Annotated in this window: 26 protein-coding genes and 1 pseudogene; 14 read left to right on the top strand and 13 right to left on the bottom strand. The window is 59.3% G+C overall.

Annotated features, from left to right (window positions below):
* Window positions 1–228: 228 nt before the first annotated feature.
* The 3 genes from groES to ACFJIU_RS12145 all read left to right on the top strand — a co-directional run bounded on the left by groES (window position 229) and on the right by ACFJIU_RS12145 (window position 3,864).
* A complete protein-coding gene (gene groES, locus ACFJIU_RS12155) occupies window positions 229–540 on the top strand; it encodes a co-chaperone GroES (RefSeq protein ID WP_379071657.1) in 312 nt (103 codons plus the stop codon).
* Window positions 541–587: 47 nt separating this feature from the next.
* Entirely contained in the window at window positions 588–2,222 is a 1,635-nt protein-coding gene (groL, locus tag ACFJIU_RS12150; protein ID WP_379071654.1) for a chaperonin GroEL, read from the top strand.
* Window positions 2,223–2,739: 517 nt separating this feature from the next.
* On the top strand, window positions 2,740–3,864 hold the full coding sequence (locus tag ACFJIU_RS12145; protein ID WP_379071652.1) for a helix-turn-helix transcriptional regulator: 1,125 nt from the start codon (window positions 2,740–2,742) through the stop codon (window positions 3,862–3,864).
* A gap of 385 nt (window positions 3,865–4,249) precedes the next feature.
* Here ACFJIU_RS12145 and ACFJIU_RS12140 read toward each other — a convergent pair whose 3' ends face one another.
* Window positions 4,250–4,483 (bottom strand): hypothetical protein, encoded by a 234-nt coding sequence (locus ACFJIU_RS12140; protein ID WP_379071649.1) that lies wholly within the window; start codon window positions 4,481–4,483, stop codon window positions 4,250–4,252.
* Between the two features lie 637 nt (window positions 4,484–5,120).
* On the opposite strand from ACFJIU_RS12140, the gene ACFJIU_RS12135 reads away from it, so the two are divergent.
* A complete protein-coding gene (locus ACFJIU_RS12135) occupies window positions 5,121–5,249 on the top strand; it encodes a hypothetical protein (RefSeq protein ID WP_379071646.1) in 129 nt (42 codons plus the stop codon).
* A 215-nt stretch (window positions 5,250–5,464) separates the two neighbouring features.
* Here the strand turns inward: ACFJIU_RS12135 and ACFJIU_RS12130 are convergent, their stop codons facing one another.
* Window positions 5,465–5,749 (bottom strand): hypothetical protein, encoded by a 285-nt coding sequence (locus tag ACFJIU_RS12130; protein ID WP_379071643.1) that lies wholly within the window; start codon window positions 5,747–5,749, stop codon window positions 5,465–5,467.
* Between the two features lie 172 nt (window positions 5,750–5,921).
* Here ACFJIU_RS12130 and ACFJIU_RS12125 point away from each other — a divergent pair, with 172 nt between their 5' ends.
* Window positions 5,922–6,644: a Crp/Fnr family transcriptional regulator gene (locus ACFJIU_RS12125; protein ID WP_379071640.1), complete on the top strand. Its 723-nt coding sequence runs from the start codon at window positions 5,922–5,924 to the stop codon at window positions 6,642–6,644.
* Between the two features lie 437 nt (window positions 6,645–7,081).
* Here ACFJIU_RS12125 and ACFJIU_RS12120 read toward each other — a convergent pair whose 3' ends face one another.
* The 7 genes from ACFJIU_RS12120 to ACFJIU_RS12090 form a co-directional block, all read right to left on the bottom strand.
* Complete coding sequence (locus ACFJIU_RS12120; protein ID WP_379071637.1) at window positions 7,082–7,333, bottom strand: DUF6894 family protein; 252 nt, start codon at window positions 7,331–7,333, stop codon at window positions 7,082–7,084.
* Window positions 7,334–7,887: 554 nt separating this feature from the next.
* Complete coding sequence (locus ACFJIU_RS12115; protein ID WP_379071635.1) at window positions 7,888–8,235, bottom strand: hypothetical protein; 348 nt, start codon at window positions 8,233–8,235, stop codon at window positions 7,888–7,890.
* Window positions 8,236–8,390: 155 nt separating this feature from the next.
* On the bottom strand, window positions 8,391–8,684 hold the full coding sequence (locus tag ACFJIU_RS12110; RefSeq protein WP_379073062.1) for a YkgJ family cysteine cluster protein: 294 nt from the start codon (window positions 8,682–8,684) through the stop codon (window positions 8,391–8,393).
* Between the two features lie 10 nt (window positions 8,685–8,694).
* Window positions 8,695–9,111, bottom strand: a complete 417-nt coding sequence (locus tag ACFJIU_RS12105) for a hypothetical protein (protein WP_379071632.1) — start codon at window positions 9,109–9,111, stop codon at window positions 8,695–8,697.
* Complete coding sequence (locus tag ACFJIU_RS12100) at window positions 9,111–9,323, bottom strand: hypothetical protein (RefSeq protein WP_379071629.1); 213 nt, start codon at window positions 9,321–9,323, stop codon at window positions 9,111–9,113. Before ACFJIU_RS12100 ends, ACFJIU_RS12105 begins: the two co-directional genes overlap by 1 nt.
* Before the next feature lie 81 nt (window positions 9,324–9,404).
* Entirely contained in the window at window positions 9,405–9,614 is a 210-nt protein-coding gene (locus ACFJIU_RS12095; RefSeq protein ID WP_379071626.1) for a cold-shock protein, read from the bottom strand.
* An 828-nt stretch (window positions 9,615–10,442) separates the two neighbouring features.
* Window positions 10,443–11,384 (bottom strand): LysR family transcriptional regulator, encoded by a 942-nt coding sequence (locus tag ACFJIU_RS12090; protein WP_379071623.1) that lies wholly within the window; start codon window positions 11,382–11,384, stop codon window positions 10,443–10,445.
* Here ACFJIU_RS12090 and ACFJIU_RS12085 point away from each other — a divergent pair.
* The 5 genes and pseudogenes from ACFJIU_RS12085 to ACFJIU_RS12065 form a co-directional block, all read left to right on the top strand.
* Window positions 11,369–12,352, top strand: coding sequence for an isocitrate lyase/phosphoenolpyruvate mutase family protein (locus tag ACFJIU_RS12085; protein ID WP_379071620.1), 984 nt, complete (start codon window positions 11,369–11,371; stop codon window positions 12,350–12,352). The two genes, ACFJIU_RS12090 and ACFJIU_RS12085, sit on opposite strands and share 16 nt — an antisense overlap.
* A 123-nt stretch (window positions 12,353–12,475) precedes the next feature.
* Complete coding sequence (locus ACFJIU_RS12080) at window positions 12,476–13,501, top strand: amino acid ABC transporter substrate-binding protein (RefSeq protein WP_379071617.1); 1,026 nt, start codon at window positions 12,476–12,478, stop codon at window positions 13,499–13,501.
* A 32-nt stretch (window positions 13,502–13,533) separates the two neighbouring features.
* Window positions 13,534–14,727: a cystathionine beta-lyase gene (locus tag ACFJIU_RS12075; RefSeq protein ID WP_379071614.1), complete on the top strand. Its 1,194-nt coding sequence runs from the start codon at window positions 13,534–13,536 to the stop codon at window positions 14,725–14,727.
* Window position 14,728: 1 nt separating this feature from the next.
* A complete protein-coding gene (locus ACFJIU_RS12070; protein WP_379071611.1) occupies window positions 14,729–16,039 on the top strand; it encodes a cytochrome P450 in 1,311 nt (436 codons plus the stop codon).
* A 215-nt stretch (window positions 16,040–16,254) separates the two neighbouring features.
* A pseudogene (locus ACFJIU_RS12065) lies at window positions 16,255–16,994 on the top strand (arginase family protein); the annotation flags it as partial.
* Between the two features lie 277 nt (window positions 16,995–17,271).
* Here the strand turns inward: ACFJIU_RS12065 and ACFJIU_RS12060 are convergent.
* The 3 genes from ACFJIU_RS12060 to ACFJIU_RS12050 form a co-directional block, all read right to left on the bottom strand.
* Window positions 17,272–17,751, bottom strand: coding sequence for a hypothetical protein (locus ACFJIU_RS12060; RefSeq protein WP_379071608.1), 480 nt, complete (start codon window positions 17,749–17,751; stop codon window positions 17,272–17,274).
* 72 nt (window positions 17,752–17,823) lie between these two features.
* The gene (locus tag ACFJIU_RS12055; protein ID WP_379071605.1) at window positions 17,824–18,528 is read right to left on the bottom strand and encodes a TIGR02281 family clan AA aspartic protease; all 705 of its coding nucleotides are present in this window, start codon (window positions 18,526–18,528) and stop codon (window positions 17,824–17,826) included.
* Window positions 18,529–18,533: 5 nt separating this feature from the next.
* The gene (locus ACFJIU_RS12050) at window positions 18,534–18,767 is read right to left on the bottom strand and encodes a DUF1289 domain-containing protein (protein ID WP_379071603.1); all 234 of its coding nucleotides are present in this window, start codon (window positions 18,765–18,767) and stop codon (window positions 18,534–18,536) included.
* A gap of 203 nt (window positions 18,768–18,970) precedes the next feature.
* Here ACFJIU_RS12050 and ACFJIU_RS12045 point away from each other — a divergent pair, with 203 nt between their 5' ends.
* Window positions 18,971–19,966, top strand: coding sequence for a nicotinate-nucleotide--dimethylbenzimidazole phosphoribosyltransferase (locus tag ACFJIU_RS12045; protein ID WP_379071600.1), 996 nt, complete (start codon window positions 18,971–18,973; stop codon window positions 19,964–19,966).
* Window positions 19,967–19,972: 6 nt separating this feature from the next.
* Here ACFJIU_RS12045 and ACFJIU_RS12040 read toward each other — a convergent pair whose 3' ends face one another.
* Window positions 19,973–21,496, bottom strand: coding sequence for a sensor histidine kinase (locus tag ACFJIU_RS12040; RefSeq protein WP_379071598.1), 1,524 nt, complete (start codon window positions 21,494–21,496; stop codon window positions 19,973–19,975).
* A 73-nt stretch (window positions 21,497–21,569) separates the two neighbouring features.
* On the opposite strand from ACFJIU_RS12040, the gene ACFJIU_RS12035 reads away from it, so the two are divergent.
* From ACFJIU_RS12035 to ACFJIU_RS12025, 3 genes are read left to right on the top strand one after another with little or no spacing between them, the layout of a single operon-like run.
* Window positions 21,570–22,190 (top strand): thermonuclease family protein, encoded by a 621-nt coding sequence (locus ACFJIU_RS12035; RefSeq protein ID WP_379071596.1) that lies wholly within the window; start codon window positions 21,570–21,572, stop codon window positions 22,188–22,190.
* A 42-nt stretch (window positions 22,191–22,232) separates the two neighbouring features.
* The gene (locus ACFJIU_RS12030; RefSeq protein WP_379071593.1) at window positions 22,233–22,844 is read left to right on the top strand and encodes a glutathione S-transferase; all 612 of its coding nucleotides are present in this window, start codon (window positions 22,233–22,235) and stop codon (window positions 22,842–22,844) included.
* Window positions 22,784–23,467 (top strand): uracil-DNA glycosylase family protein, encoded by a 684-nt coding sequence (locus ACFJIU_RS12025; RefSeq protein WP_379073061.1) that lies wholly within the window; start codon window positions 22,784–22,786, stop codon window positions 23,465–23,467. Before ACFJIU_RS12030 ends, ACFJIU_RS12025 begins: the two co-directional genes overlap by 61 nt.
* Window positions 23,468–23,503: the final 36 nt, after the last annotated feature.

Raw genomic sequence — 23,503 nt, 5'->3', positions numbered from 1 at the left:
GGAGAGGAGAAATTTATTTTTGATGAGAGAAGGATATTTTGAAAAAATAAATAATTCAAACAGGAATTTAAATTTGCCTATCTTTGCAAGAAGGCGCTCAAAAAGTCTGGGTTTAATCTCAGGATTTTCAAATTTTTACGGAAATACATTAGAGCCTATCATTTAAGTGCCAAACGCGCTATAAGTCCGAAGGGTCGCCCTATGCGCAGACCCCAGAAAGAACCTCCGATGAAATTCCGTCCACTTCACGACCGCGTCGTCATCCGGCGGGCGGAGGGTGATCTTAGATCCAAAGGCGGGCTAATCATCCCCGACACAGCCAAGGAAAAGCCGCAGCAAGGCGAGGTACTCGCCGTTGGACCTGGGTCGCGCGATGAAGCTGGCAATCGGGTTGTCCTCGACGTCAAGACGGGTGATCTCATCCTGTTCGGCAAGTGGTCCGGGACAGAAGTCACCATCGAGGGCGAAGCTCTTCTGATCATGAGGGAAGGTGACATCATGGCGATCGTCGATAGGACCGCTGCCAGGAAAGTCGCCTGACCACAGGTCGTCCGGCCCCTCTTTCAAGACAGAACTGGATTAACGTCATGTCTGCCAAGGAAATCAAATTCTCGACCGATGCGCGCGACCGTATGCTGCGCGGGGTCGAATTGCTTAACAATGCAGTCAAGGTGACATTGGGTCCGAAGGGTCGCAACGTCGTCATCGACACGTCTTATGGCGCGCCGCGCATCACCAAGGATGGCGTCACCGTCGCCAGGGAGATCGAGCTATCTGACAAGTTCGAGAACATGGGTGCGCAAATGGTGCGGGAGGTCGCCTCCAAAACCAATGATCTCGCAGGTGACGGCACCACAACGGCAACGGTGCTCGCTGCTTCGATATTGCGCGAAGGTGCCAAGCTGGTCGCGGCCGGCATGAACCCGATGGACCTTAAGCGGGGCATCGATATTGGCGTGGCGGCCGTCGTTAAGGATATTCGGGCACGGGCCAAGAAGGTGAAGTCTTCTGCTGAGGTGGCCCAGGTCGCCACCATCGCCGCCAATGGCGACACGGCCATCGGCGATATGATCGCCCTGGCGATGGACAAGGTCGGCAACGAGGGCGTCATCACCGTTGAGGAAGCCAAGACTGCAGAGACGGAGCTCGATGTGGTAGAGGGGATGCAGTTCGACCGCGGCTATCTCTCACCGTACTTCGTCACCAATGCCGAGAAGATGCGCGTCGAACTGGAAGATCCTTACCTTCTCATCCACGAAAAGAAGCTGGGCAATCTCCAGGCCATGCTGCCGATCCTGGAAGCCGTGGTACAGAGCGGCAGGCCGCTGTTGATCATTTCTGAGGATATCGAGGGCGAGGCGCTTGCAACGCTGGTCGTCAACAAGCTGCGCGGTGGCCTCAAGGTGGCCGCCGTCAAGGCTCCCGGCTTTGGCGATCGCCGAAAAGCCATGCTGGAGGACATAGCGGTACTCACCGCTGGTCAACTGATTTCCGAGGATATTGGCATCGCATTGGAAAACGTCACGCTCGACATGCTTGGTCGCGCCAAGCGCGTGCTGGTCGAGAAGGACACAACAACAATCGTCGACGGCTCCGGCGACAAGGCGGCCATCGCCGCTCGTATCAGCCAGATCAAGGCCCAGATTGAGGTGACAAGCTCCGAGTACGACAAGGAAAAACTGCAGGAGCGGCTGGCGAAGCTCGCTGGCGGGGTCGCGGTGATCCGCGTCGGAGGGGCGACAGAAACCGAGGTCAAGGAGAAAAAGGATCGCATCGACGATGCGCTCAACGCAACCCGCGCGGCGGTCGAGGAAGGCATCGTGCCGGGGGGCGGCATAGCCCTGCTGCGTGCCAGGGCCGCTCTGGCCTCTCTTGCTGGCGTCAATCCCGACATGACAGCCGGCATTGCGATCGTGCTCAGGGCGCTCGAGGCTCCGGTCCGCCAGATCGCAGAAAATGCCGGCGTCGAAGGCTCGATCGTGGTGGGTAAGCTGACTGGTAGCAAGGACCAAAACCATGGGTTCGATGCTCAGACCGAGACCTATGTCGACATGATCAAGGCCGGCATCGTCGACCCGGCTAAGGTCGTCAGAACCGCGCTGCAGGATGCCGGCTCTATCGCCGCCCTGCTGATCACCGCAGAGGCGATGATCGCCGACATTCCCGCGAAAGATGGCGCGCCGGCGGCCGGTAACCTCGGCATGGGTGCAATGGGATACTGAAAACAGTGCCAGCAATGGCCGGCTAGCGACTGGGAAAGCCATCCGCAAATCGACCGGCAGATATCAGGGGGCCTCGCATGACGCGACGAACCGATTTCTCCCCGTCGCAGGAAAGACGACCAGCCTTCGAAAACCATGCTGGTTGGGCATGCACCGTCGCAATGATCCCCACGGTTGCTGCCGGGGTCAGCCGGGTGCGAGCCGGCGGGCACCTCTCTAACCGATGGCCGCGACAGCAGGCGAGAACGTGCAAGGGGAACTGGACCCGGCGACATGTCTCGAAAGGTCGACGGGCGTCGCACAGGGCTGCGAAGCTTGCCGAGGCGGCGGCTCAGAGCGATTACGCCATGAAGCGCCATTTCATCGAAGCTGGAAACTGGGCGGGTGTGCCCGAGCGGACCAAACCGGCCGGCTGGTGGTCAAGCCTGCGCTTCCACTCTTGCCGCATGGTCGGAAGACGCCGCTTGCGACGAGCCTTTTGTCTCTGTCCGGCCGCCAACTCAGAGAAAGCGAAGAGATGGCCGAGAAGCTGACAGAACCGCTGCGCATCGAGCGTCGACGATGGCCACGTTATCCGGTGTCCGAAGAGGGCCCGCCGGTTGCGTCACCTGCTGCATTGAAGCCATTGGCATTTTCGACGCGCGGCTTGGCTCCGGTGGACCAATTCCGTGCCTGGCAGTCGTACATGTCCGCAGTTTTCGATGTTTCGCTCCCACAGGGAGTGGTGACCAGCGACGGATTCGCAGCAGACCATGTCGCATGGAATCTCGGACACATGCTGTTTGTGCGGCAGAACACACCAGCTCACGGATTCGAGCGTACGGGAGCCATGATGCGATCGAGTTCCATCGATCATTGGCAGGTCGCCACCATGCGAAGCGGGCAGAGCTGGACGGAGGTTGACGGTCGCGTGGCCGCGAACCGGCCAGGTAAAGTTCAGTTCGGGTGTCTCGGAAATCCGTTCAGGGGCAGGGCGACGTCGTCGGAGAGCCTTATCCTCTATCTGCCCCGCGACCTGTTCGCGCCTTCGAGCACGTCGATCGATGCCATGAAAAACACGGTTCTGTCGGGCAATGCCGCCATGCTGCTGATTGCTTACCTCGACGCCGTCGAGGCGCGTCTGCCCTGCCTAACCGAATGTGACCTGCCCCGCGTCGTCAACGGGACGCGCGACATGATAATTGACTGTTCCGATGCCTCAAGGGAGGGGGATGCATCGGCAGATGCCACGGCCAATCTGGCGTTCATGGAGCGGGCTCGCCGCTACGTGCGGCTCAATCTGGGAGCCGAGGATCTTTCGCCGGATCACATGGCGCGCGGCCTCGGCGTCTCGCGCACACGTCTCTACCAACTTTTTGAGACCAGCGGCGGCGTCCTGCACTACATCCAGAGGCGTAGGTTGCAGGCAGCTCATGTCGCCCTGGCCGACCCCGCCGACACGCGAAGGATCATCGACATCGCCGAAGCGGTGGGGTTCTCCTCTGCCGCCAACTTCAGCCGCTCATTCAGCAAGGAATTCGGGTACAGCCCGCGCGAGGCCCGCAATGCCGTCGTCTTAAATCGACGCTTGCGGCCGGTGGCAGGAGCCGTGGCAGAGGAAGATCTCTCTTTTCACGGCTGGCTCAAAATCCTTGGCAGTTGAGACAGGCGGGCAATTGGCGGGGTCATATTACAGTAACGCCACCGTGATCACTTACGCCTCCTCACAACGAGGCGAAGCGCAGACGCAGCCACTTTCGCGAGATCGGTCCAAGTTGCTTGGGACAACCGCCTATAGTTCTTTTCGCCCTTGCAGAAACCGCTACGGTTAGAACCGCGCTAGACCCACCGGCGCGGTGGTCGGCTGAATCTTTCCTTTCAGGCGACGATAGATCCAGCCGGCCGCTTCAGGTTTTTGGGACCATTGGCCCTCATCGCCTGGGTTTCTCCATCAGCTCGCCCGCTTTCTTTGCGCATACGCCAGCATCCGCCGATCGCCCCTCACGGCGCGCCGGGCTCCGAGACGCTCAAGCGGCGGCTGCGAATTCTCAATTGAGAAAACGCTTCCGGCTCAGGTAGTTTAGATAGATTTGCATTGCGCCGCGTAGGTCGGCTTCTTCGGATACACCGTCCGAAAGCAGAAATATCAATGCTTTCGCGACCAAGGTCGACATAGCGCTGCCGCTTCGGAAGCCTCTTTCCTGGCAAATGTCATGGTGGATTCGGTCGAGGAGCACCGAATCTTCAAAGTGGATGTTGTCGTTCGTCGAGAAGGCGGACATTGCGACAAGCTTCCTGGTTTTGGGCGGAAGCATTGATGTCGCTCTCAGCCGACGATGCCCGTTGTCAGTTGTCGCCGATGGGGCACTATGCACCTCTTCCGTCAGCGGGTCTTGCGGAAAATGCGTTGTCGATCGTGTCAGGACGCCTCATACCGTAACGATACTGCAAAGCAGAAATTCGTCTGCGAGACCGGAGCGGACCTTCGCGGCTGGATTGGCGATTGGCGCCCAGAATGTACAAGCCGTCGCAAAATGCATGGGTTCTCCGCTACCCGCAACGTGATTGGACCTGCCATCGGTTATTGCGTACACATCACGCATTGGCAGCTTCTTGGAAGGGCGCTGTCAGCTGAGGGCGGCCATCGTGCCCTGGCCCCGACAGAAGGAGGACATCATGTCTTCCATTGACTCAATAAGTAGGGGCCTCATTCGCAGACTCTGCTCAGATTCTTCGCTTAAAACTGCGAACAGACCAGATCCAAGCAACGACAATTTAGTTGCAACTGCGCCTGCGCTGGGTTCTCGGGATCACGGTGGACACGATGCCGTGGAAACCGCGCACCGGGCCAGAGTGGGGGCAGATCAGCATGATCGTCCGATCTAAATGGCCGCCAACTCACGTAAGGATCCCATTCCCATGAAAATCTCCATGCCGGTCCAAGATGCGCTGTTGAGTTATGGACGGACGTTTGGAACGATGATCATCGTTGCTGCAATTGCAGTTATCATTTTCTCTGTTCTTTTCGGCTTTGCATCCAACCTTTGAAATACAAGAAGCCCGCCCAGCCTGAACTGGGCGGGCCGTTGCCTGATGGCGCCGGCCAACAGCCCAGCGCCGATCGCGAATAGCTCTATGAAGCAGGCAGTGCAAGTCCTTCACACTCGTCTTGGCACCAGCCACATGCTCTCGCCTCTGTTTGGCCATCTGCAGGCAAGAGTGCGAAATAGACTAGGACCATTCCCAGGCAATTCGGGTTGCGGTCAACCCAGCGGGACGTCCTGCTTGAGACTATCGGAGATCGTCTGGAGCAAGGTAAGCGACTGGCCGAGCCTGTCTGGAGAATCGCCTAGCGATTCAGCGATTTCTTGTTTCACGTCCGCGGCGGTTTCAACGACTTCGACCGCCTCCTGGACGGTGATCACAGACCCCGCGATCAGGGCATGGATCAGGCTCTCCACAAGCAACAATGCCGCTTGCCCATGAGCATCCGGTCCTTCCTCGGTGCGCAATGCCGCTTGATTGTCCTTGATGGTTTCCGAAGTCATGCCCCTTCGCTCGCATTGGCGAGAGCACTTCATCTCGCGGTCGCCAGGCCGCATCACGTCCAGCGATGGCGGAACATACGGGAAAATCAAATCGAGAGCCATTAACTAAATCAACTTTTGATATTAACTTTGGACAATATTAAACCTTAGCCTGGCGTGGGAGTGTGGGCCCATGAGCAATCGGTTTGTTGAAAAATTGCGAGGTTTTGGAAGTCTCGATGATGAGGATATTTCCGCGCTTCTGGCGGCTACCGTCGGCGCTCGCAACATTGGCCCGCGCAAGGATCTGATCAGAGAGGGTGACAGGCCGGGGCCGGTCTTTATCGTCCTGCACGGGTGGGCGTGCCGCTATAAGATCCTGCCGAACGGGACCCGGCAGATCCTGGCCTATCTCATGCCGGGCGATTCCTGCGATCTCCACGTTGGGCTCCTGAAGGAAATGGATCACAGCATCCAGACGATCACTGCAGCTGTCGTTGCCACTATCGACCGCCACCTGATGGATACGATCATGGATCGTCATCCCCGGGTCGCCAAGGCGATGTACATCGCCCAACTGGTTGACGAAGGCACGATGCGAGCTTGGATCACGAGCATGGGCCGCCGCAGCAGCGTCGAGCGGGTCGCACATCTGATGTGCGAACTTTACCTGAGAGCTCAGAATATCGGCATTACCGCGGATACGCAGCTGGAACTGCCCTTGTCCCAGCTTCTGCTGGCCGATTCACTTGGTATGACCCCGGTCCATCTCAACCGGGTCCTGAAGGAATTGAAGAAGACAGGCGCGATGGCCTTGCAGCGAGGCAGCCTTACCATCACCAATCCAGTCGCGCTGATCCAGGTCGCCGGTTTTGACGAGAACTACCTTCACCGGCGCCTGCGTCGCGCGGCTTAGGCTTCCGTCCAGGTGCGGGGGCGCGCGCGTGATCACGGCCGATACGTTGGTCCTTTTCGCAATCGTGCTGGACGGTGTGCTCATTTCAGCCGGGACAATCGGGGAATCTTGCTCGTGGCCACGGCGTGATGTCGGCACCAAAATTGACTCGCCGATTTCCGGCCGGTTTCAAGATCGTATCGGTGACAGGCCCTTCACGCACTTGGGCCCGATGCCCATAGCTCGTGGGGCAGGAGAGTTGCCTAGCGTCGCCGAACTATGGCGACTTTCCCGCGCGGTCGCCAGGAGTTGAGCCCTCCGGCGAGTTCAGTGCAGTTCAGCCTGCATTGCACCATTGCTTTAGCTAAGCCCATCTGGGTGAATAGAGTGGCAACGTGGATCAACTGGTGTTTCCACATTGCTTCGACCATCATCTCACCGACTTATTTTCCGGCTATTCATGATAGCAAAGTGTGACGCCGTATTGGCTGGTCGACAGCAAATCTCAGATTGAACAGCACAAATCCGTCTTCATCTACGACAGTCAGGGACCACCTGTTTCCAAGCCATAGGTTCATGCCCTCGTCATCCAGCATCTGCCCGGCCCCACGAAGGGCTTCGATCCGAGCCTCGGTGTCGTTGTTGAGGACAAGACCGGTGGTGTCTATCACCGCTCGTCCGTCTATAACGTGAAAAAAGTATCGGGGCATATCGTCTCCATTGTAGGCGGGAGCGCGATATAGCTCTCTGTCTCAGCTTGCCAACGCGAATGCTGACGATAGCGCAGTGGATGCTCTTTGACGACGCAAAGCAAACTAATTCCGCTTTCCGGTCGAGTGCCGCCTGCTTGTTACGTTGAGCCATTGGGGCGGGTATTTCATGGTATGCTCTGGCGGGTTTTCGACAACCTCAGTCAACGACGCCAGCCCGCTGGGGAGCAACCTGTTCCAAGGAACGGCTTCGGAAGCGGAAACTCTTGAAATATGTCAAACATTGCCCGCAGGTATCGGAGCAACTCCTCTTCATCAGGGAGCCTGAAGGCTTAGTCAGGCGAGCCAGCATCTGCGCTTCATCTGCAAGGCCCGCATGAGCGGTTGCGCGCAAGCACCGACGAACGGCACGACAGACGGATGGCGCTAAAAACACGGATGCTTACGACCGCTACCGCACCTTTGGATTGAATGGCGTCAGGCTCTGCGACGGTTGCCACATGGTGCTTATGAAGGACGAGGCGCAGGTTGCCAGCCAGCGCCTCGTTCTTATCCTAGTTCAGGGCGAGGGCGGAATTGCAGGAGACCGCTAATGCCGTGTTGGGCGTGGTGTTCCCAAGCGGCGTGGCCCAGCCGGCCTTCTCAATGATCGAGCGACGATCATAGCTGTTAGCGGATTTAAGAGCGGCCAACACCTCGACCGAATTCGGCGCACTCTTGGACTGCGCTACACAATAGGGGGTCATGACGGCGACGACGGCGTTGGTGGCGGAGTTTTCCGCCATCTTCGTAGCAGTGCCGCCCGTTACCCACCCGCCAGCGGTGAAGCCGATGATTGCGAGCGCTAAAGCTCCTCCGGCCGCGCCATAACCGGCGGGCTTAATCCATTCCCGGGATTGCATGGTAGTGTCCGATCTTTGTCAGACAGGTGCGCATGATCGCGCACGAGCAAACCACTCTATCACATCCTGCCAGCTACAGGTGATTATGTTCGTGGTCCGAACCCGCTCCGACTGGGACATGATCGATCGCAATCCCTCCGCATCCGTCGGATAAATCAACCTAAGCCCAGTGCCGTGCGCGCCATGAGGCAGTCGTCGTCGCCTGGATAGCAGGCGCGGCAGACCTCCGGGCGGTTTCCATAGATGGAACACGAGGTCGATGTCCCGACTTTGCCGACAAGCGCCGAACAGCGAGCGCCATCGCAGCGCATGCCGCTTCCATCGGGGGAAATATTCTCAGCGGGAATCTGGTCGAGTTGCGTATCTGTCTCGGTCGAAAACCTTGGCCATGTCGACGAGTAGGAGCAGCACGCGCCGCAGGCATTGCAGTCGAAATCGTCGTTTGAAATGCAGTCAAGATCATTTCGCAAGTTCAAAGGTCATAACTCGTCCTGGCGGTCTGTCGCGCGCGTTGCGCAGGCGCCCGATCAGAGCCGACACCGCAGTGATATTCATTTCCTCGGACGACCAGTTCGTGGTCTCCTCGATATGCCTAGGGGCGAGTTCTCGATGGGTGCTCCCGCTGTAGGCGGCGTCCGAATGGATGGTCGTGTGACCCCTCTTGGTATCGTGACGGAGAGACTCGATCACATAGTTAGGGCATTCTACTCGACCGCGTACCCCAATCCGCACCTGGGCGTCGCCATGAATACGCCGGCAGCGTTCCAGCTTATCGAGGACCCGGCGGACATACTCGACTGGGTCGGCAAGTTTTTGCACGGCGTCGGCAATGGTGGAATCCGCTGCCATTGATACCAGGGCTGCTCGTCTGGCCATCAGCCTCTTTCCTTGTGTTTGGTGACCGGTGCTGCAACCAGAAGTTCCGCCTCCTTCTCCAGACGCAATTCCCGCAGACGTGCGGTTTTTTCCGCGCGGGCCTGACTTGCCTCATCGCGCTCCGAATGAATTCGGCTCAGTGCCAGTGACTGTGTTTGGGGTTTGGTAAAGAGGATTTCGGCACGATCGAGGATTTTCTTGGAAGCGGTCACGTTCTCTCAATTCTTCAAGACGAAGAGGCCAGGCAAAAGCCCGGCCTTCCTGGGCGTTCACATCGACGGGGCGAATCTCAATTAGGCAGCTGTAAGCTGGTCGGCCGACATTTTTCCCGACTTGCGGTCGCGCACCATCTCGTAGCCAAGCTTCTGGCCTTCTGCGATGTCACGCATTCCTGCACGCTCGACAGCCGAAATGTGGACAAAAACGTCCTGCGTGCCATCGTCTGGTTGAATAAAGCCGAAGCCTTTTGTGGCATTGAACCACTTAACTGTTCCAGTGCTCATGATAAACCGTTTCTCATTGAAATATTAATTTGCTCACCATGCAAATGCATGGCGAGGTCATCTCGATTCTTGAAGGGAGAGGTTCGTTGAAGGCGCGTCTGACGCGCAGATAAACAAAATTCAGACAGACAAATATCGATTAAAGGTGTGTAAACTTCTTCGCCTTGAATGTCAATTTCTTGTTTTTCTCGCTCTTCCGGGTCGGCTCAGCCCGCGTCCGGCTCCTGGGGCGCATTGTAGCGGCTCCAATTCCCAACCCAAATGCAAACATGAGGGAGATACGCGGTTAGAGAGCAGGTAGCGCACGCCTGTGATATCCGCCGATAGGGATTGCCAGCAGCTTGGATCCTGCAGCTATCTTCGGCTGCAGGATCACCCAGACTGCCGAGCAGGTCTGACACGGAATCCGGACGTGAAGAGACCCTGCCGCACCTATTTTCACGGATTTTGTGAGCATTGGTTTCGACGCCTCCTAACATGTTGCGCCGACAAATCAGGATCGATGCCGCGGTCCGCCGAGCCAACCCGCGACCCGCCTTGTACAGCAGACTGGCAAGCAACAGCTTACCGGCCGCTACCAACAAGCACATCGGTCTTGCCTCCCTGACAGAGCAGGGAGAAGAACTTCGTGCAGCAATCGAAATGGTGCGTGGTATACGCTTACCCCCCCCGGATCCAGTCACAGTGGAGCTCGAAAGACAGCACCAATCTCAGTCGTCTGTTGAAGAAGCTCCACGAAGAATTGCAACACACGCTGCAGGTTTCTGTTTAGTGACCTGGTCCCGTCATGGCAGCGGTGTCAAACGATCACGGGGTGTGGCGAATGGCTCAGACCATCGCTTGCGATTCATTTCCCACATGGACCGGCTCAAGGCCGAGGTAATTTGTGCTTAGTAACTTGCGTAGCCGGACCGCAGCCGCACTCAGGAAACCGCCGTCGCGGGTAACCAGAAAAATCGGTATGGAAAGTGTCAAATCCTTGACATCTATCGTGGCGAGCGTTCCAGCCGACAGTTCCTCTTTGACGGCGCTTTCCATCATCAAGGCGATGCCAAACCCAGCTTCGACGAGGCGCTTCTGAGCGGTCAGGCTGTCGACTGGGGTCCACTTGATTTCGCCCAGCCCAAATGTCTGGAAGATGCTGAACACGTGCGACGCCCAGATCTCGCGTTGCCCCGGAATTTCCGGGAAGGCGATCCATCGCTCACGAACCAATTCCGCGAGCGACCTTATCGAGCTGCCAGCCATGCCATGGTCTGTGGGGCAGGTGACCAGCATCCTTTCTCTGCCCAGACACTCATATTGCAGGTCTGGTGAGCCGTCGCGGTCGTAGCGAACGCCCATGGTTGCTTCGCCGCGTCGAACGAGGTCGCTCACCTCCGTACTGCGGGTGGTCTGCAATGCCAGATCAACGAAAGGATGGTCGGCCGCAAACTGCTTCAAGATGCCGGTAAGGCTGGTGCTTGCCAGGGTGCCCACCACCGCCAGGGACAGGGGGCCGGCATCCTCGGTTTTGAGGGCTCTCACGGCCGTTTCCGCATCTTGAAGCGCTGCCAGTGCGCGCTCGGCATAAGGCAGTAGCACGCGCCCAGCCTGTGTAAGCGCTATGCCAGTGGACGTACGCTCAAACAGCGGGATGCCGAGATCTTGTTCGAGGAGACTGATGCGGTGCGAGATCGCTGGCTGCGTACGGTTCAGAACTCGAGCCGCGTTCGAAAAGCCGCGGTGCCGATAGACCATCAGAAACGTGCTTAGTGCTTCGCCGTCCATCTCATGGCTATAAATCATTTCTATGGGGCAGACAAATATTACAAATTGGACGAATGTTATTCCGCCAAATAGCAATGTCCGTGCTTGCGAGTTGCAGAGGAGATCCGCTGATGGCCGTTCAGATCGAAAAGGCAAAAACGTTCAAGGCGCTACACGCGGCGGAGCGCGGTTTCGTCATGCCCAACGCATGGGACGCAGGAAGCGCAGTCGTCCTGGCGGATGGCGGCGTCCCGGCGATCGGGACGACCAGCGCCGGCATCGCCTTCTCGCTCGGCAAGCCCGACTTTGACATTCGCGATGCAAGCTCGGTGCTGACGCGCGAAGAAATGTTTCAGCGGCTTCGGCAGATCGTCGATGCCATTGCGCTGCCGGTTAATGGTGATCTGGAAGATGGCTATGGCTCCGATACTCGCGCTGTTGCCGAGACCGTCAGTCTCGCAATGACCTTGGGTCTGGCGGGCGGCAATATCGAGGACAACAATCCCCGCGCCGAAGGCCTCTACGATGAGGCGCTTTCGGTTGATCGCATCAGGGCAGCAAAAGCTGCGATCGAGGCGAGCGACGGCGACTTTGTCCTGAACGCCAAGATCGATGCATTCCTTGTCGGCATGGCCGATCCGCTGACAACGGCCATAAGGCGAGCCAACCTCTATCTGGAGGCTGGCGCCGACTGCGTCTATCCCTGCGGCCCCAACGACCTGGACACAATCAAGACCCTGGTCCGAGAAATCAATGGACCGGTCAACATCGTTATCGGGTGGGGCACTGTTCCCCTGAGCGTGCCGGTGTTGCTCGACATCGGTGTGAAACGCGTCAGCCTTGGAGGCAGCATAGCGCGATCAGCCCTTGGCCTCGTTCGCCGCAGCGTTCGGGAATTGTGCACCGCAGGAACCATTAAATTCGCCGCCGATCAGATCGGCCAGCAGGAACTGAACGCTCTCTTCTCAAGACGACCGACCGCTGGGTGATGATGTAGCCCGAGCATCGCGGTCCGTAAGGCGGGCGATTCAAATCAGAAAAATCTCGACAACACATGATCCCCGGGACCTGCCCCGGATGGATGCCGCATGAGTTCAACAAGGGGGAATAGAATGCTGAAACAGCTGAAGTTGGTGCTCACCGTGTCGTTGTCAGCATCGGCGATGCCGGCGCTCGCGGGTACGCTGGAAAACGTTAAAGCCGCAGGCTTCGTCAAGTGTGGCGTCAGTACTGGCGTTCCCGGTTTTTCCGCCCCTGACGAGAAAGGCGAATGGTCTGGTCTCGATGTCGATTTTTGCCGTGCTCTTGCAGCTGCGATCTTCGACGACCCGAAGGCGGTGAAGTTCGCGCCTTTGTCGGCCAAGGAGCGGTTCACGGCACTTCAGTCGGGCGAGGTCGACATCCTCCAATACAACACCACCTGGTCGCTGGGTCGCGACACCGCCCTCGGCCTGAATTTTCGAGCGGTCAACTACTATGACGGTCAGGGATTCATGATCAATCCCAAGAAGTTGCCTGGGGTGAAATCCGCCCGGCAACTGGCTGGTGCCTCGGTTTGTATCCAAACGGGTACAACCAGCGAACTGAACGTTGCCGACTACTTCAAGGCCAACAAGATGGAGTACAATCCCGTCGTCTTCGAAAAACTCGAGGAAATTCGGTCGGCATATGATGCCGGCCGCTGCGACGTCGTGACCATCGACCAATCAGCGCTGTACAGCGTGCGTCTGACGCTCGCCAATCCAGCCGACCATATTGTTCTTCCGGAGGTCATATCCAAGGAACCGCTTGGATCAGCTGTTCGCCAAGGCGACGACAAATGGTTCGATATCGTCAGCTGGACGCATTACGCGATGGTAACCGCGGAGGAACTGGGCATCACCCAGGCCAATGTCGGCGAGATGAAAACCAACGGCAATGCCGAGGTGAAGCGTGTGCTCGGCCAGGAGGCGGACAGCCGACTGGGCGCGGAGCTTGGCCTGGACAGCGACTGGGTTGCGCGCATCGTCAGGCATGTCGGTAACTATGGCGAGATTTTCGAGCGCGATCTCGGAACTGGCAGTCCGTTGAAGATCGCGCGCGGCATCAACGCGCTGTGGGCCAATGGCGGCCTGCAATATGCGCCGCCGCTGCGCTGACGGGGATTGCGAGCGCAACAGGGCGAAACCTCATGACAGCTGATGGAAAATGCCTTGCCGATGCTGGCATGAACACACGGCTGGCGCATATCGGCTACGAACCCGAGAACTATTTCGGGTTCGTCAATCCGCCGGTGGTCCATGCATCGACGGTGCTTTTTCCCGACGCTCGAACGATGGCGCAAAGGGATCAGGCATACATCTACGCGACACACGGAACGCCGACCAGCAATTCACTTTGCCGTGCGATCGACGCATTGGAAGGATCGGCCGGCACCGTCCTGGTGCCATCTGGCCAGGCGGCTGTCGCCTTGTCCATGCTGGCGTTCCTGTCAGTCGGCGATCATGCGCTGATCACGGACAGCGTCTATGCGCCGACCCGCCAGTTCGCCGAACTTGTCCTGAGGCGCAGGGGTGTGGAGGTTGAGTATTACCATCCGCGTGTCGGCGCCGACATGCAGCGGCTGATGCGATCCAACACCAGGGTCGTTTTCACCGAGTCTCCGGCCTCCAACACATTCGAAGTGCAAGATGTTCCGGCTATTGCCAAGGCTGCCCGTCTCGGCAACGCCGTCGTCCTGATGGACAACACCTGGGCGACACCGCTGTTGTTCAGGCCGCTCGACCACGGCGTCGATGTTTCGATACATGCAGCGACGAAATATCCCGGCGGTCACGCCGACCTGCTGCTTGGCATGGTCTCTGCGAACGCCGCTACCTGGCCGCGGCTGTGGGAGATGTTCCTGGCGCTAGGGATTCCTGCGGCACCCGATGACACCTATCAAGTGCTGCGTGGCCTGCGCACGATGGGGGTGCGGCTCACCCATCACCAGAAAAGCGCGGTCGAGATCGCCACATGGCTCGAGCGTCAGCCCGGCATTGCGCGGGTTCTCCATCCGGCGCTTTCGAGCCATCCCGACCATGCCCTCTGGAAGCGCGATTTCGTGGGTGCGAGCGGGGTGTTTTCGATCGTCCTGGCAAGCGCCGCACAGGCACATGCATTTCTCGATGCGCTTGAGCTGTTCGGCCTGGGGTATTCATGGGGCAGTTACAGCAGCCTCGCCATGCAGGCGGATCTTGCCGATCGGACCTTTCCTGGCAGCACTTTCGACGGTGCGTTGATCCGACTGCAGATCGGCCTCGAAGACAGCGAGGATCTCAAGCAGGACCTGGCGCGTGGATTGAAGGCTGCGGCATCTGCGGCCCGACATAAGAAGGAGAATTGAGGTGACGCAACAATCGGAGACTGCCGCATCCAAGGCGCCCGATCCTGCCGACCGTGGTTCGGGCGCACCAAGCGCTGGGATCCAAAGTGAACCTGCCCATGTGAGAGCGGCCCCGGCTCATCCCGATCCTTACCCCTTTTACGCACGTCTGGTGTCGGGCGAGCCGATTTATCGAGAAGGCACAGATGGGCCATGGATTGCAGTGAGCGCGGCGGCGACCAACGCCGTATTGACCAGCCCGCTTTGCCTGACCAGACCCATGATCAACCGGGTGCCCGAGCCTTTGATCGGAACCTCGGTCGCCGAAATCTTCGGTCGCCTCGTGCGGATGAACGATGGGGAAATCCACTGCCCGTTGAAAAGCACTGTGGTGGCTGCACTTGAGGATCTCAGTCAACGGCGCGTCTCAGATGTCACCAACAGTCTGGCGAAGGAGCTCGCGGCAATACTCAGGCCCGAGGAGGATCTTGAACGGCTGAACCAGTTCGTGGCTGCCTTGCCGACACAGGTTATCATGAGCCTGCTTGGCGTACCGTGCGACAGCTTTTCGGACGTTTCACGCTGGATGGCTGATTACGGCGCGGCTGCAACGGCTGCAGCTACCGGAGTGCCCGAACTGACCCCTGCTGTCTTGCAGGCCGGTGCCGACAGCTCCAGCCAGCTTCTCGATCTGTTTGGTGCCATGTTGGCAGCTCTGCCTGATGATGACAGTTCGCTCCTTGCAATGCTGTCGCGACAAGCAGGCCGCTCACGCCAACTGGATGCAGGCATGTTGGTCGCCAACGGCATTGGTCTGATGGCGCAAGGTTTTGCCGGAACCGCTGCACTGATCGGCTCGAGCCTTGTCGCGCTTGCACGCCATCGCAAGGCAGCGGTCGCTGTTCATGGCGATCGGGCACTGCTTGGGGCGTTCGTTCAGGAAGTTCTGCGCTTCGATCCGATCACCCACAGCACGCTTCGCTTCGTGGCATGCGATGGTGTGGTCGCCGGGCAAGCAATGCGTGCCAATGACATGGTCATCGTCACCTTGGCCGCAGCCAGTCGCGATCCGGCGCTCAATCCCGAACCTGATCGCTTCGAGCTATTTCGCGATGACAGAAGGTCCATGGAGTTTGGTGGCGGCGTCCATGCATGCCCGAGTGCCTTGCTGGCGACAACGATCGCTGAGATCGGTCTAGGCCACCTGCTCGATCGAGGCATCGTTTGTGACGGGCTCCAGAACAGGGTGTCCTACCGACCCTCCGCACACGTGAGGCTACCGGTTTTTGGGGACTCATCGCACCAGCGAGTTGATCCGGCCAGTCGCTGCTAGGGTGACTGAACGGAACGAAGAACGCGAGCCGCCGTTGTCCAAAGGCCCGCTACGGTAACGGCTGGCTCGCGAATCGAAGAATCCGGTGCCGAAGTTGACAGCGCGAGGGCGTTGCGTTGAGGCTGCATGCTGTTGACGTCGGCGCCTCCGTTCTGGATGCAGAGTTACAACGATGCCCTGGCCTGCTGCACAATTGGTTGCGAACGGAGGCCTCAATGCAAAGCCGCTATGCCATCCTCGAAGCTCCTTCGACGCTGGGCCTTGCCACAGATGGGGTGGAGCGTTTGTCTGGTCGCCTCCTTGAGCTTGGCCTTGCCGAGCGCATACATGCACGCCACGCTGGGCAGCTGACCATCCCAGAGAAGGACCCTGAGCTCGATCCAGATACCGGCGTTTTGAACGCCGGGGCAATTGCTGCGTGGTCACCCAAGCTTGCCGACGCCGTGGAAATGGTGCTGGAGCCGGCGAGTTTCCAGTGGTGCTGGGTGGTGATTGCACGATCATGCTGGGCTCGATGCTCGCGTTACGACGGCGCGGGCGCTACGGCTTGCTGTTCATCGACGGCAACGCCGATTTCTTCCAGCCGGAGGCGGAACTAAACGGGGAGGGTGCCTCGATGGATCTCGCATTCGTCACTGGCTATGGTCCGTCGCTCCTGACCGACCTCGAAGGTCCCGGTCCCCTGGTCCGCCCAGCAGACGCTGTTGCGTTCGCCTATCGCGACCACAAGGATCAGGAGGAGTACGGAAGCCAGCCCTTACCCAAAGAGCCGAACGCGCTCGACCTGCTCGCTGTGCGTGCGAAGGGTATTGAGGCTGCGGCAAGGGAAGCAGTCGACCACCTGTCACGGACCGAACTGGACGGCTTCTTCATCCATCTAGACGCCGACTGTCTCGACGACGCCATCATGCCAGCGGTCGATTTCCGTGTGCCTGGCGGATTGTCCTGGGACGAACCGGCTGTAATTGCTGGGTTTCTTTTTGTCCGGTTTCATCTTCAGCGTTGGTAAATCATCCGTACTCATCTCGGATTGTATGTCTTCTCTTATCTGCTCAGGTTGCCGTTGAAGGCAACATCAAGACATACGGGAAAGACTTGATGAGGTCGTATCGTTGCCATCAGCTCTCTATGACACCGCGCAAAAATCCACAACGGGATCTCATCCAATTGCCCGAACGCAGCTCGGCGTCAGGACAAGGCCTTGCAGCAAAAGCCCCCACCGTGCCTTGTTATCAAAGACACGGATCGGTACATTTTCTAAAAGATTTCGCAATCCGCTTGACGATCGGATCGTATTTGGCTCTTTCTTTTGCCGAATAAAAAACATCGAAGCAGTAAAGCTTGTCAGATTTTACGCACATTCCGTAGAAAATATCTTCTCCTTTGGAAGTGTAGCCTGATACTATTCCTATATTTGGCTTGTCTACTTTTTCGATTGTCTTGATGCCGTCCGCATTGCCCAGAATATACTGGTACGGTCTCTTGGTAGACTCCATATAGTATTGACGCAGCATGATGGGGTGATCTTCGGGCTGGTAGACAGTGCCGTATGGCTCTTCTTCGCCACTATTGATCAGCCCGCGTACCCATGACTCAGTCATGAACTTAGGAATGTCGATCGTACTGCCTCCGCGGGCTGAAGTCGTCCATTGGATCGGCTCGGCAGTGGCCGAACTTGTCATCAAAATCGCAATAAGCAGGGCAGCGCGCATATATCGTCACTCGGAAGAAGATCTGCAACAATAGGTATATTATAAATATAAAATATGCAACTGAAAATTGTATCAGTCGCGCAGGATCATACGGTCGCCGCGCATGTCGAAACCCGACAGCGAACTGATGAAATTCATGCCCAGCAGGCTCTGGCCGAGCGCTCCAGGGGCGGCGACGAGGACTGGCATGTCGCGCCGCACAATGCTGCCGAGCGCCAGTTCGTTGGTGCGGACCGCAGCGGCGTTGGCGTTGCCGTTGGCTGTCGAGACACGCACCGTGTAGTTCAGGCCGCCCGGATCGATGCCTGCCGCGCGCGCATCTTCGGCCGTGAGCACCGTTGTCGTCGCACCGGTATCGACGACGGCGTTGACCGGCTTGTTGTTGACGAGGATGCGCGCCTGGAAATGGCCATTGTTGCCCTTATCGAGCGTCACCGTCGCGCGGCCATCTTCCATGCCGAGCGCCAGCGGGCTGCCGGGAATGAGACCGGCGGTGACACGGCTGGCCACATCCTGCAATTCGTAGCGGTATTGGTAGCCTGCGATCAGCGCCAGGACGATCACTGCCCAGGTGCCCAGATTGCGGGCCATGCTGCCGAGCGGCTGACCGGAACGCAGAAGGCCGGCGGCGATCACCGCCCCGACGATGCCCAGCCAGACAAGGTTGCCGAAGCTGTAGTTCTCGACGCCAAACGTGCTGCCGGCGGAATCGTTGTAGGCAAGCAGGGCAATCGCTGCAGCGATGATCGCCAGAATAAGGACAAGCGAGCGGTTCATCGGGGCTAAAGTACCTCGCCGCGTTCGCGCGCCATGCGCGTCCGGCGCGTTTCGCGGCGCGGTTTGCGCTCCACGGTCGCGAGTCGCGCCGGCAACTCCGTCATGACGGCACGGCGGTTTTCCGGAGTCATGTTCAGCCAGGCTGAGATTTCGTCGCGCGTGCGTCCGCAACCGAAGCAATAGCCGGTCTTCATGTCGATCGAGCAGACCAGGATGCAGGGCGATTCGATGGCCGTCATGGGAATATCCTAGGGGCTCGCTCCCACATGGTGCAACGAATGTGGCAATGCAAGGCCTTGGCGTTGCGCCAGTTCAGGTCGTCATCTGGCGAGCCTTTCATCCGTCGGGCGAATTTCGAGATCAAGACAGCGCCGTTTTCATGACCACGCGGTTGTGTGGAGCGGGCAGGGCGGCTATTGCCGGCTTCGAACAGGAACCTGCCATGACCAGCGCGCTGCCTTTCGACGATTTCCGCAACCTGATCGCCAACCTGCCGCCGCTGGATGGCACTGCCGGCGACCGGGTGCGAGCGCTGTTTGCCAAGGCAGACAAGCCAGGGAGTTCTCTCGGGCGTATCGAAGACATCGCGGCATGGCTCGCGGCCGCGAGCGGCAAGGCGCCACCTGCCATCAATCGTCCGCTGGTCGCCGTCTTTGCCGGCAATCACGGCGTGACCCGGCAAGGCATTTCGCCACGGGCCGTCGCTGCAACCGCGAATGCCGTTGAACTCTGCGCGGCAGGTGGTGCAGCCGTGAACCAGGCCTGCATCGCTTATGATCTGGGCCTCAAGGTCTTCGATCTCGCTCTGCACATTTCGACGGGTGACATCACCGAGGAGGCAGCCCTGGACGAACGCGGCTGCGCCGCCACCATGGCCTTCGGCATGGAAGCGACGGCAGGCGGGACCGATCTTCTGTGTCTGGGCGATATCGGTGTCGGCAATTCGACGGTTGCCGCCGCACTTCTGGCGGCCGTTCTGGGTGGAAAGGGGGCGGACTGGGTCGGCGCGGGTTCAGGGGCCGACGAAGCCATGCGCATGCGCAAGGCGGCAGCGGTGGATGCCGCGCTCGCCTTCCATGGTGCCAATCTCAAGGACCCGCTGGAAGCGCTGCGGCGCGTCGGCGGGCGCGAGTTCGCAGCCATCGCAGGAGCGATCCTGGCTGCGCGCATGCAGAATGTTCCCGTCATCCTCGACGGATTTGCGGCGACGGCCGCCGCCGCGGTGCTTCATCGGGCCAATCCGGAAGCGCTCGACCATTGCCTGCTTGCCGGTCTCTCCGCAGAGCCGGGACATGCCAGAGCTGCCGCATCCCTGGGGCTCGAGCCATTGTTTGAGCTCGGCATCAGTCATGGTGAAGGGTTTGGCAGCGCACTGGCGGCGGGCATCGCCAGGGCCGCGGCCTTGACCAGTTCCGGCATGGCAGCCGCTGTTCGTTGATCCAGATCAGCGGCGCCGGCTTCCGGCGGCGATCTTGGTCGGCAATGCCGGCAGTTGCTCCATCACCCTTGTCGGCGGGAAGATGGCGATTGCCTCGGTGCCTTCGCGCAGTTTCGAATAGAGTTCGAACTCGCCGCCATGCATCGCCATCAACCCCTGCACGATCGGCAGGCCAAGCCCTGTACCCTGTTCCGCGCTCTTGATGGCGATCGAGCCTTGTCCAAAGGCCGACAGCACGACAGGGATTTCGTCCGCCGGAATGCCAGGGCCGTTGTCCTTGATCGAGATGTATTGGCCGCCGCCCGCGGTCCAGCCGACGCGTACGCGCACCTCGCCACCGGTCGGAGTGAATTTCACCGCGTTGGACAGGAGATTGAGGGCGATCTGGCGCACAGCCCGTTCGTCGGCGAACAGGCGTGGCAACTGGTGCTCGAACTCCTCGACGATGCGAATGTCCTTGTTGCGTGCCCGCAATTCCATCATGTGGCAACAATCCTCGACGATCGCCAGCAGTGTCACCGGCTCTTCGTTGAGCTGGTAACGTCCTGCCTCGATACGCGAGAGATCGAGGATTTCGTTGATCAGGTCGAGCAGGTGACGGCCGGAATCGTGAACGTCTGAAGCGTAGGCCTTATATGTATCGTTCCCCATGGGACCGAGCACTTCATTGGCCATCACTTCCGAAAAACCCAGGATGGCGTTGAGCGGCGTGCGCAACTCGTGGCTCATCGAGGCAAGAAACCGCGATTTGGCGAGATTGGCTTCCTCGGCCCGGCGTCGTGCTTCGTCGGACATCGCCTTGGCGGTTTCGAGCTCGGCAATGAGCGAATCCTTCTCGGTTCGGAAGGACAGCAGCATCACGGACGAACGATTGAGGTGATGCGCCACATAGGCGAAGAAAGGGAGCGCCGCGACGAGCAGCGCGACCATGATCGGTTCCGCAGGCATCCAACCCTGGGAACCGACATAGGCGTAGGTCGCGACCGGAATGGCGAAGGTGGCCAGCAACGCACCGCGCAGGGACGAAGCCATGATCGCCGTGGCTGCCATCGCCATCAGAAGGATGACTGCCTTGATGACCGGGAATTGGTCGATCGTGCAGGCACCGCAGCCAAGCGATGCGAAATAGGCCCAGCCAAGACCGCTGAGACCATGCGCCGCCAGAAAGGTGTTGCGGATCGGATCCGGTTTGACTGCGGCGGCTTCGGTGCGGTCGACGCGACGCGCTATGACGGCAAGTCCCGCATAGCATCCCATGGTAAAAAGCGCCCAGACAAGCGTGTCCGTATTCATTCCGGCGGCAAGGCCGGCAACGGCGATGGTCAGCACCAGCAACGGCACGGCCGCGGCGCTGTTCACGATCGCGCGGGCGTGCAGCTTCAGCAGTTCACGGTCGAAATCCGGATTGCCGGCCTGCTGCGAAAGACGGTCGCGCGTACGCTTCACAGCACGCGCGACATCGCTGTTGCGATGCGGCTTGCTGCGGTCCACAATGTTCTTGTCCGCCGTGTTCGAGCTTAGCAGTGGCATGAAACTTCAATTATTGCGGGCAGCGGCTCCAATCCGGACGCTAAGGCGGAATGATTAAGAACTTGTTTGCCATATGAGCCGTTCATGGTCGCAAAGGCCCGGGCGGCGGCCTTATCCGCCGCGTCCGCGCAGCTCGTGGCGCAGGTTCTTCGACTATGCGCTGGCCATTCTTTTCCTGGGATTGGTGGCCCTGATCGTGGCCCGGTTCGATCGCGTCTCGACACGTCAGGAAAATGGCACGGCGATCGTCAATGACGGCGATACGATCACATTGGGCAAGGAGCGCATTCGCCTGCGCGGTATCGACGCCCCGGAATACTCTCAACTGTGCCGCAAGGACGGATTGAACTATCCCTGTGGGAAATTATCGAGACAGGCCTTGGTGAAATTGATCGGCGGCCGCGCGGTATCCTGCAGCGGATGGCAGCGCGATCGTTATGATCGGCTTCTTGGCGACTGTAAGGTGGGGAATGTCGACCTCAATGCCGAGCAGGTCAGGGCCGGCTGGGCGGTTGCCTTTGGCGACTTTGACGTGGAGGAAGCTGCGGCGCGCGTTGCGCGCGCCGGCATCTGGGCGGGCAGTTTCGACGAGCCGAGGGACTGGCGCCGCTCCCATGACGGTGCGACGGAACCGAGGCATGGAACGTTGGCGAGTGTCGGCGATACCTTGCGAGAACTGTTTCGCCTCCGCTGATTGCGGTTTTATGGTGGGCATAGATCAAATCGGGAGCATGTCATGAAGCTTTACGACGGCGGCCGGGCGCCCAACCCGCGCCGGGTTCGCATTTTCCTGGCGGAAAAAGGGCTGAGTGTCCCGCTGGAGCCGGTCGACATGGGCGCTCTTGGCCACAGGGAAGAAGCGGTCACCAGCCGCAATCCGCTGCAGCGTCTGCCTGTTCTGGAACTCGACGACGGTACGGTGCTCACCGAGACTATCGCAATCTGCCGCTATTTCGAGGAATTGCATCCCGAGCCGGTTCTGTTCGGAACAGGAGCGCTCGGCCGCGCCCAGGTCGAGATGTGGCAACGGCGTATGGAGTTCAACCTGTTTACGCCGGTGGCGCAGGCCTTCCGCCATATCCACCCTGCCATGAAGGAATGGGAAGTGCCGCAGGTGCCGGAATGGGGGGAGGCGAACAAGCCGAAGGCTGTGGAGTTCCTGCGGCTGCTCGACAAGGAGCTGGCTGGGCGCGAGTTCATCGCGGGCGGCAGCTATTCGGTGGCTGACATTACCGGTCTTGTCGCGGTCGATTTCATGAAACCTGCTCGAATCCCGGTGCCGGAAGACTGCAAGCATGTGCTGCGCTGGTACAGGACCGTTTCCGGGCGGCCAAGCGCCGGCGCCTGAGCTGCATGAACGTAGGATTGGAGCAGCTTGTCGCGCAGGTGCGGGCCTGTCGCATCTGTGTCGAGATGCCGAGCGGCAGGCCGTTGCCGCATGAGCCGCGGCCCGTGCTGCGGCCATCGTCGACAGCGCGCATTCTCCTGGCCAGCCAGGCGCCCGGCACGAAGGTGCATCTCTCCGGCCTGCCGTTCACCGACGCTTCCGGCGATCGGTTGCGGGATTGGCTGGGCGTGTCGTCGGACGAGTTTTATGACACCGAAAAATTCGCCATCGTGCCGATGGGCTTCTGTTTCCCCGGCCAGGATGCCAAGGGCGCGGATCTGCCGCCGCGCAAGGAATGTGCGCCTGCTTGGCGCGGACAGCTCATGGCGGCGATGCCGCAGATCGAACTCGTCCTGACCATCGGCATATACGCTCAGAGCTGGCACATGGGCGCGATGCGGCGTGGTTCGTTGACCGAGACCGTGTATGACTGGCGCGCCATCTGGAATGCAGCGGTCGGCCCGAAAGTGCTGCCCTTGCCGCACCCATCCTGGCGCAACACCGGCTGGTTGAAGAAGAATCCCTGGTTCGAAATGGAGTTGCTGCCTTTCCTGAAATCGGAAATCCGCTCTCGCATTGGCTGAATTCGGCGCAAATTATCACTCGTTTCGCGGCGATCA

The organism is Mesorhizobium sp. UC74_2 (genome assembly GCF_042701485.1).
Lineage (GTDB): Bacteria > Pseudomonadota > Alphaproteobacteria > Rhizobiales > Rhizobiaceae > Mesorhizobium.
This window is presented reverse-complemented; position numbering and strand designations above follow the sequence as displayed.

Excerpts from the sequence above, each read along its gene's own strand:
- ACFJIU_RS12135 (WP_379071646.1), top strand. The coding sequence starts at position 5,121 with ATGAAAATCTCCATGCCGGTCCAAGATGCGCTGTTGAGTTATGGACGG.
- ACFJIU_RS12035 (WP_379071596.1), top strand. The coding sequence starts at position 21,570 with ATGAGCCGTTCATGGTCGCAAAGGCCCGGGCGGCGGCCTTATCCGCCG.
- ACFJIU_RS12050 (WP_379071603.1), bottom strand. The coding sequence starts at position 18,767 with ATGACGGCCATCGAATCGCCCTGCATCCTGGTCTGCTCGATCGACATG.
- ACFJIU_RS12105 (WP_379071632.1), bottom strand. The coding sequence starts at position 9,111 with ATGGCCAGACGAGCAGCCCTGGTATCAATGGCAGCGGATTCCACCATT.
- ACFJIU_RS12030 (WP_379071593.1), top strand. The coding sequence starts at position 22,233 with ATGAAGCTTTACGACGGCGGCCGGGCGCCCAACCCGCGCCGGGTTCGC.
- ACFJIU_RS12130 (WP_379071643.1), bottom strand. The coding sequence starts at position 5,749 with ATGACTTCGGAAACCATCAAGGACAATCAAGCGGCATTGCGCACCGAG.
- groES (WP_379071657.1), top strand. The coding sequence starts at position 229 with ATGAAATTCCGTCCACTTCACGACCGCGTCGTCATCCGGCGGGCGGAG.
- ACFJIU_RS12080 (WP_379071617.1), top strand. The coding sequence starts at position 12,476 with ATGCTGAAACAGCTGAAGTTGGTGCTCACCGTGTCGTTGTCAGCATCG.
- ACFJIU_RS12095 (WP_379071626.1), bottom strand. The coding sequence starts at position 9,614 with ATGAGCACTGGAACAGTTAAGTGGTTCAATGCCACAAAAGGCTTCGGC.
- ACFJIU_RS12145 (WP_379071652.1), top strand. The coding sequence starts at position 2,740 with ATGGCCGAGAAGCTGACAGAACCGCTGCGCATCGAGCGTCGACGATGG.
- ACFJIU_RS12045 (WP_379071600.1), top strand. The coding sequence starts at position 18,971 with ATGACCAGCGCGCTGCCTTTCGACGATTTCCGCAACCTGATCGCCAAC.
- groL (WP_379071654.1), top strand. The coding sequence starts at position 588 with ATGTCTGCCAAGGAAATCAAATTCTCGACCGATGCGCGCGACCGTATG.
- ACFJIU_RS12060 (WP_379071608.1), bottom strand. The coding sequence starts at position 17,751 with ATGCGCGCTGCCCTGCTTATTGCGATTTTGATGACAAGTTCGGCCACT.
- ACFJIU_RS12075 (WP_379071614.1), top strand. The coding sequence starts at position 13,534 with ATGACAGCTGATGGAAAATGCCTTGCCGATGCTGGCATGAACACACGG.
- ACFJIU_RS12115 (WP_379071635.1), bottom strand. The coding sequence starts at position 8,235 with ATGCAATCCCGGGAATGGATTAAGCCCGCCGGTTATGGCGCGGCCGGA.
- ACFJIU_RS12120 (WP_379071637.1), bottom strand. The coding sequence starts at position 7,333 with ATGCCCCGATACTTTTTTCACGTTATAGACGGACGAGCGGTGATAGAC.
- ACFJIU_RS12140 (WP_379071649.1), bottom strand. The coding sequence starts at position 4,483 with ATGTCCGCCTTCTCGACGAACGACAACATCCACTTTGAAGATTCGGTG.
- ACFJIU_RS12125 (WP_379071640.1), top strand. The coding sequence starts at position 5,922 with ATGAGCAATCGGTTTGTTGAAAAATTGCGAGGTTTTGGAAGTCTCGAT.
- ACFJIU_RS12040 (WP_379071598.1), bottom strand. The coding sequence starts at position 21,496 with ATGCCACTGCTAAGCTCGAACACGGCGGACAAGAACATTGTGGACCGC.
- ACFJIU_RS12055 (WP_379071605.1), bottom strand. The coding sequence starts at position 18,528 with ATGAACCGCTCGCTTGTCCTTATTCTGGCGATCATCGCTGCAGCGATT.
- ACFJIU_RS12090 (WP_379071623.1), bottom strand. The coding sequence starts at position 11,384 with ATGGACGGCGAAGCACTAAGCACGTTTCTGATGGTCTATCGGCACCGC.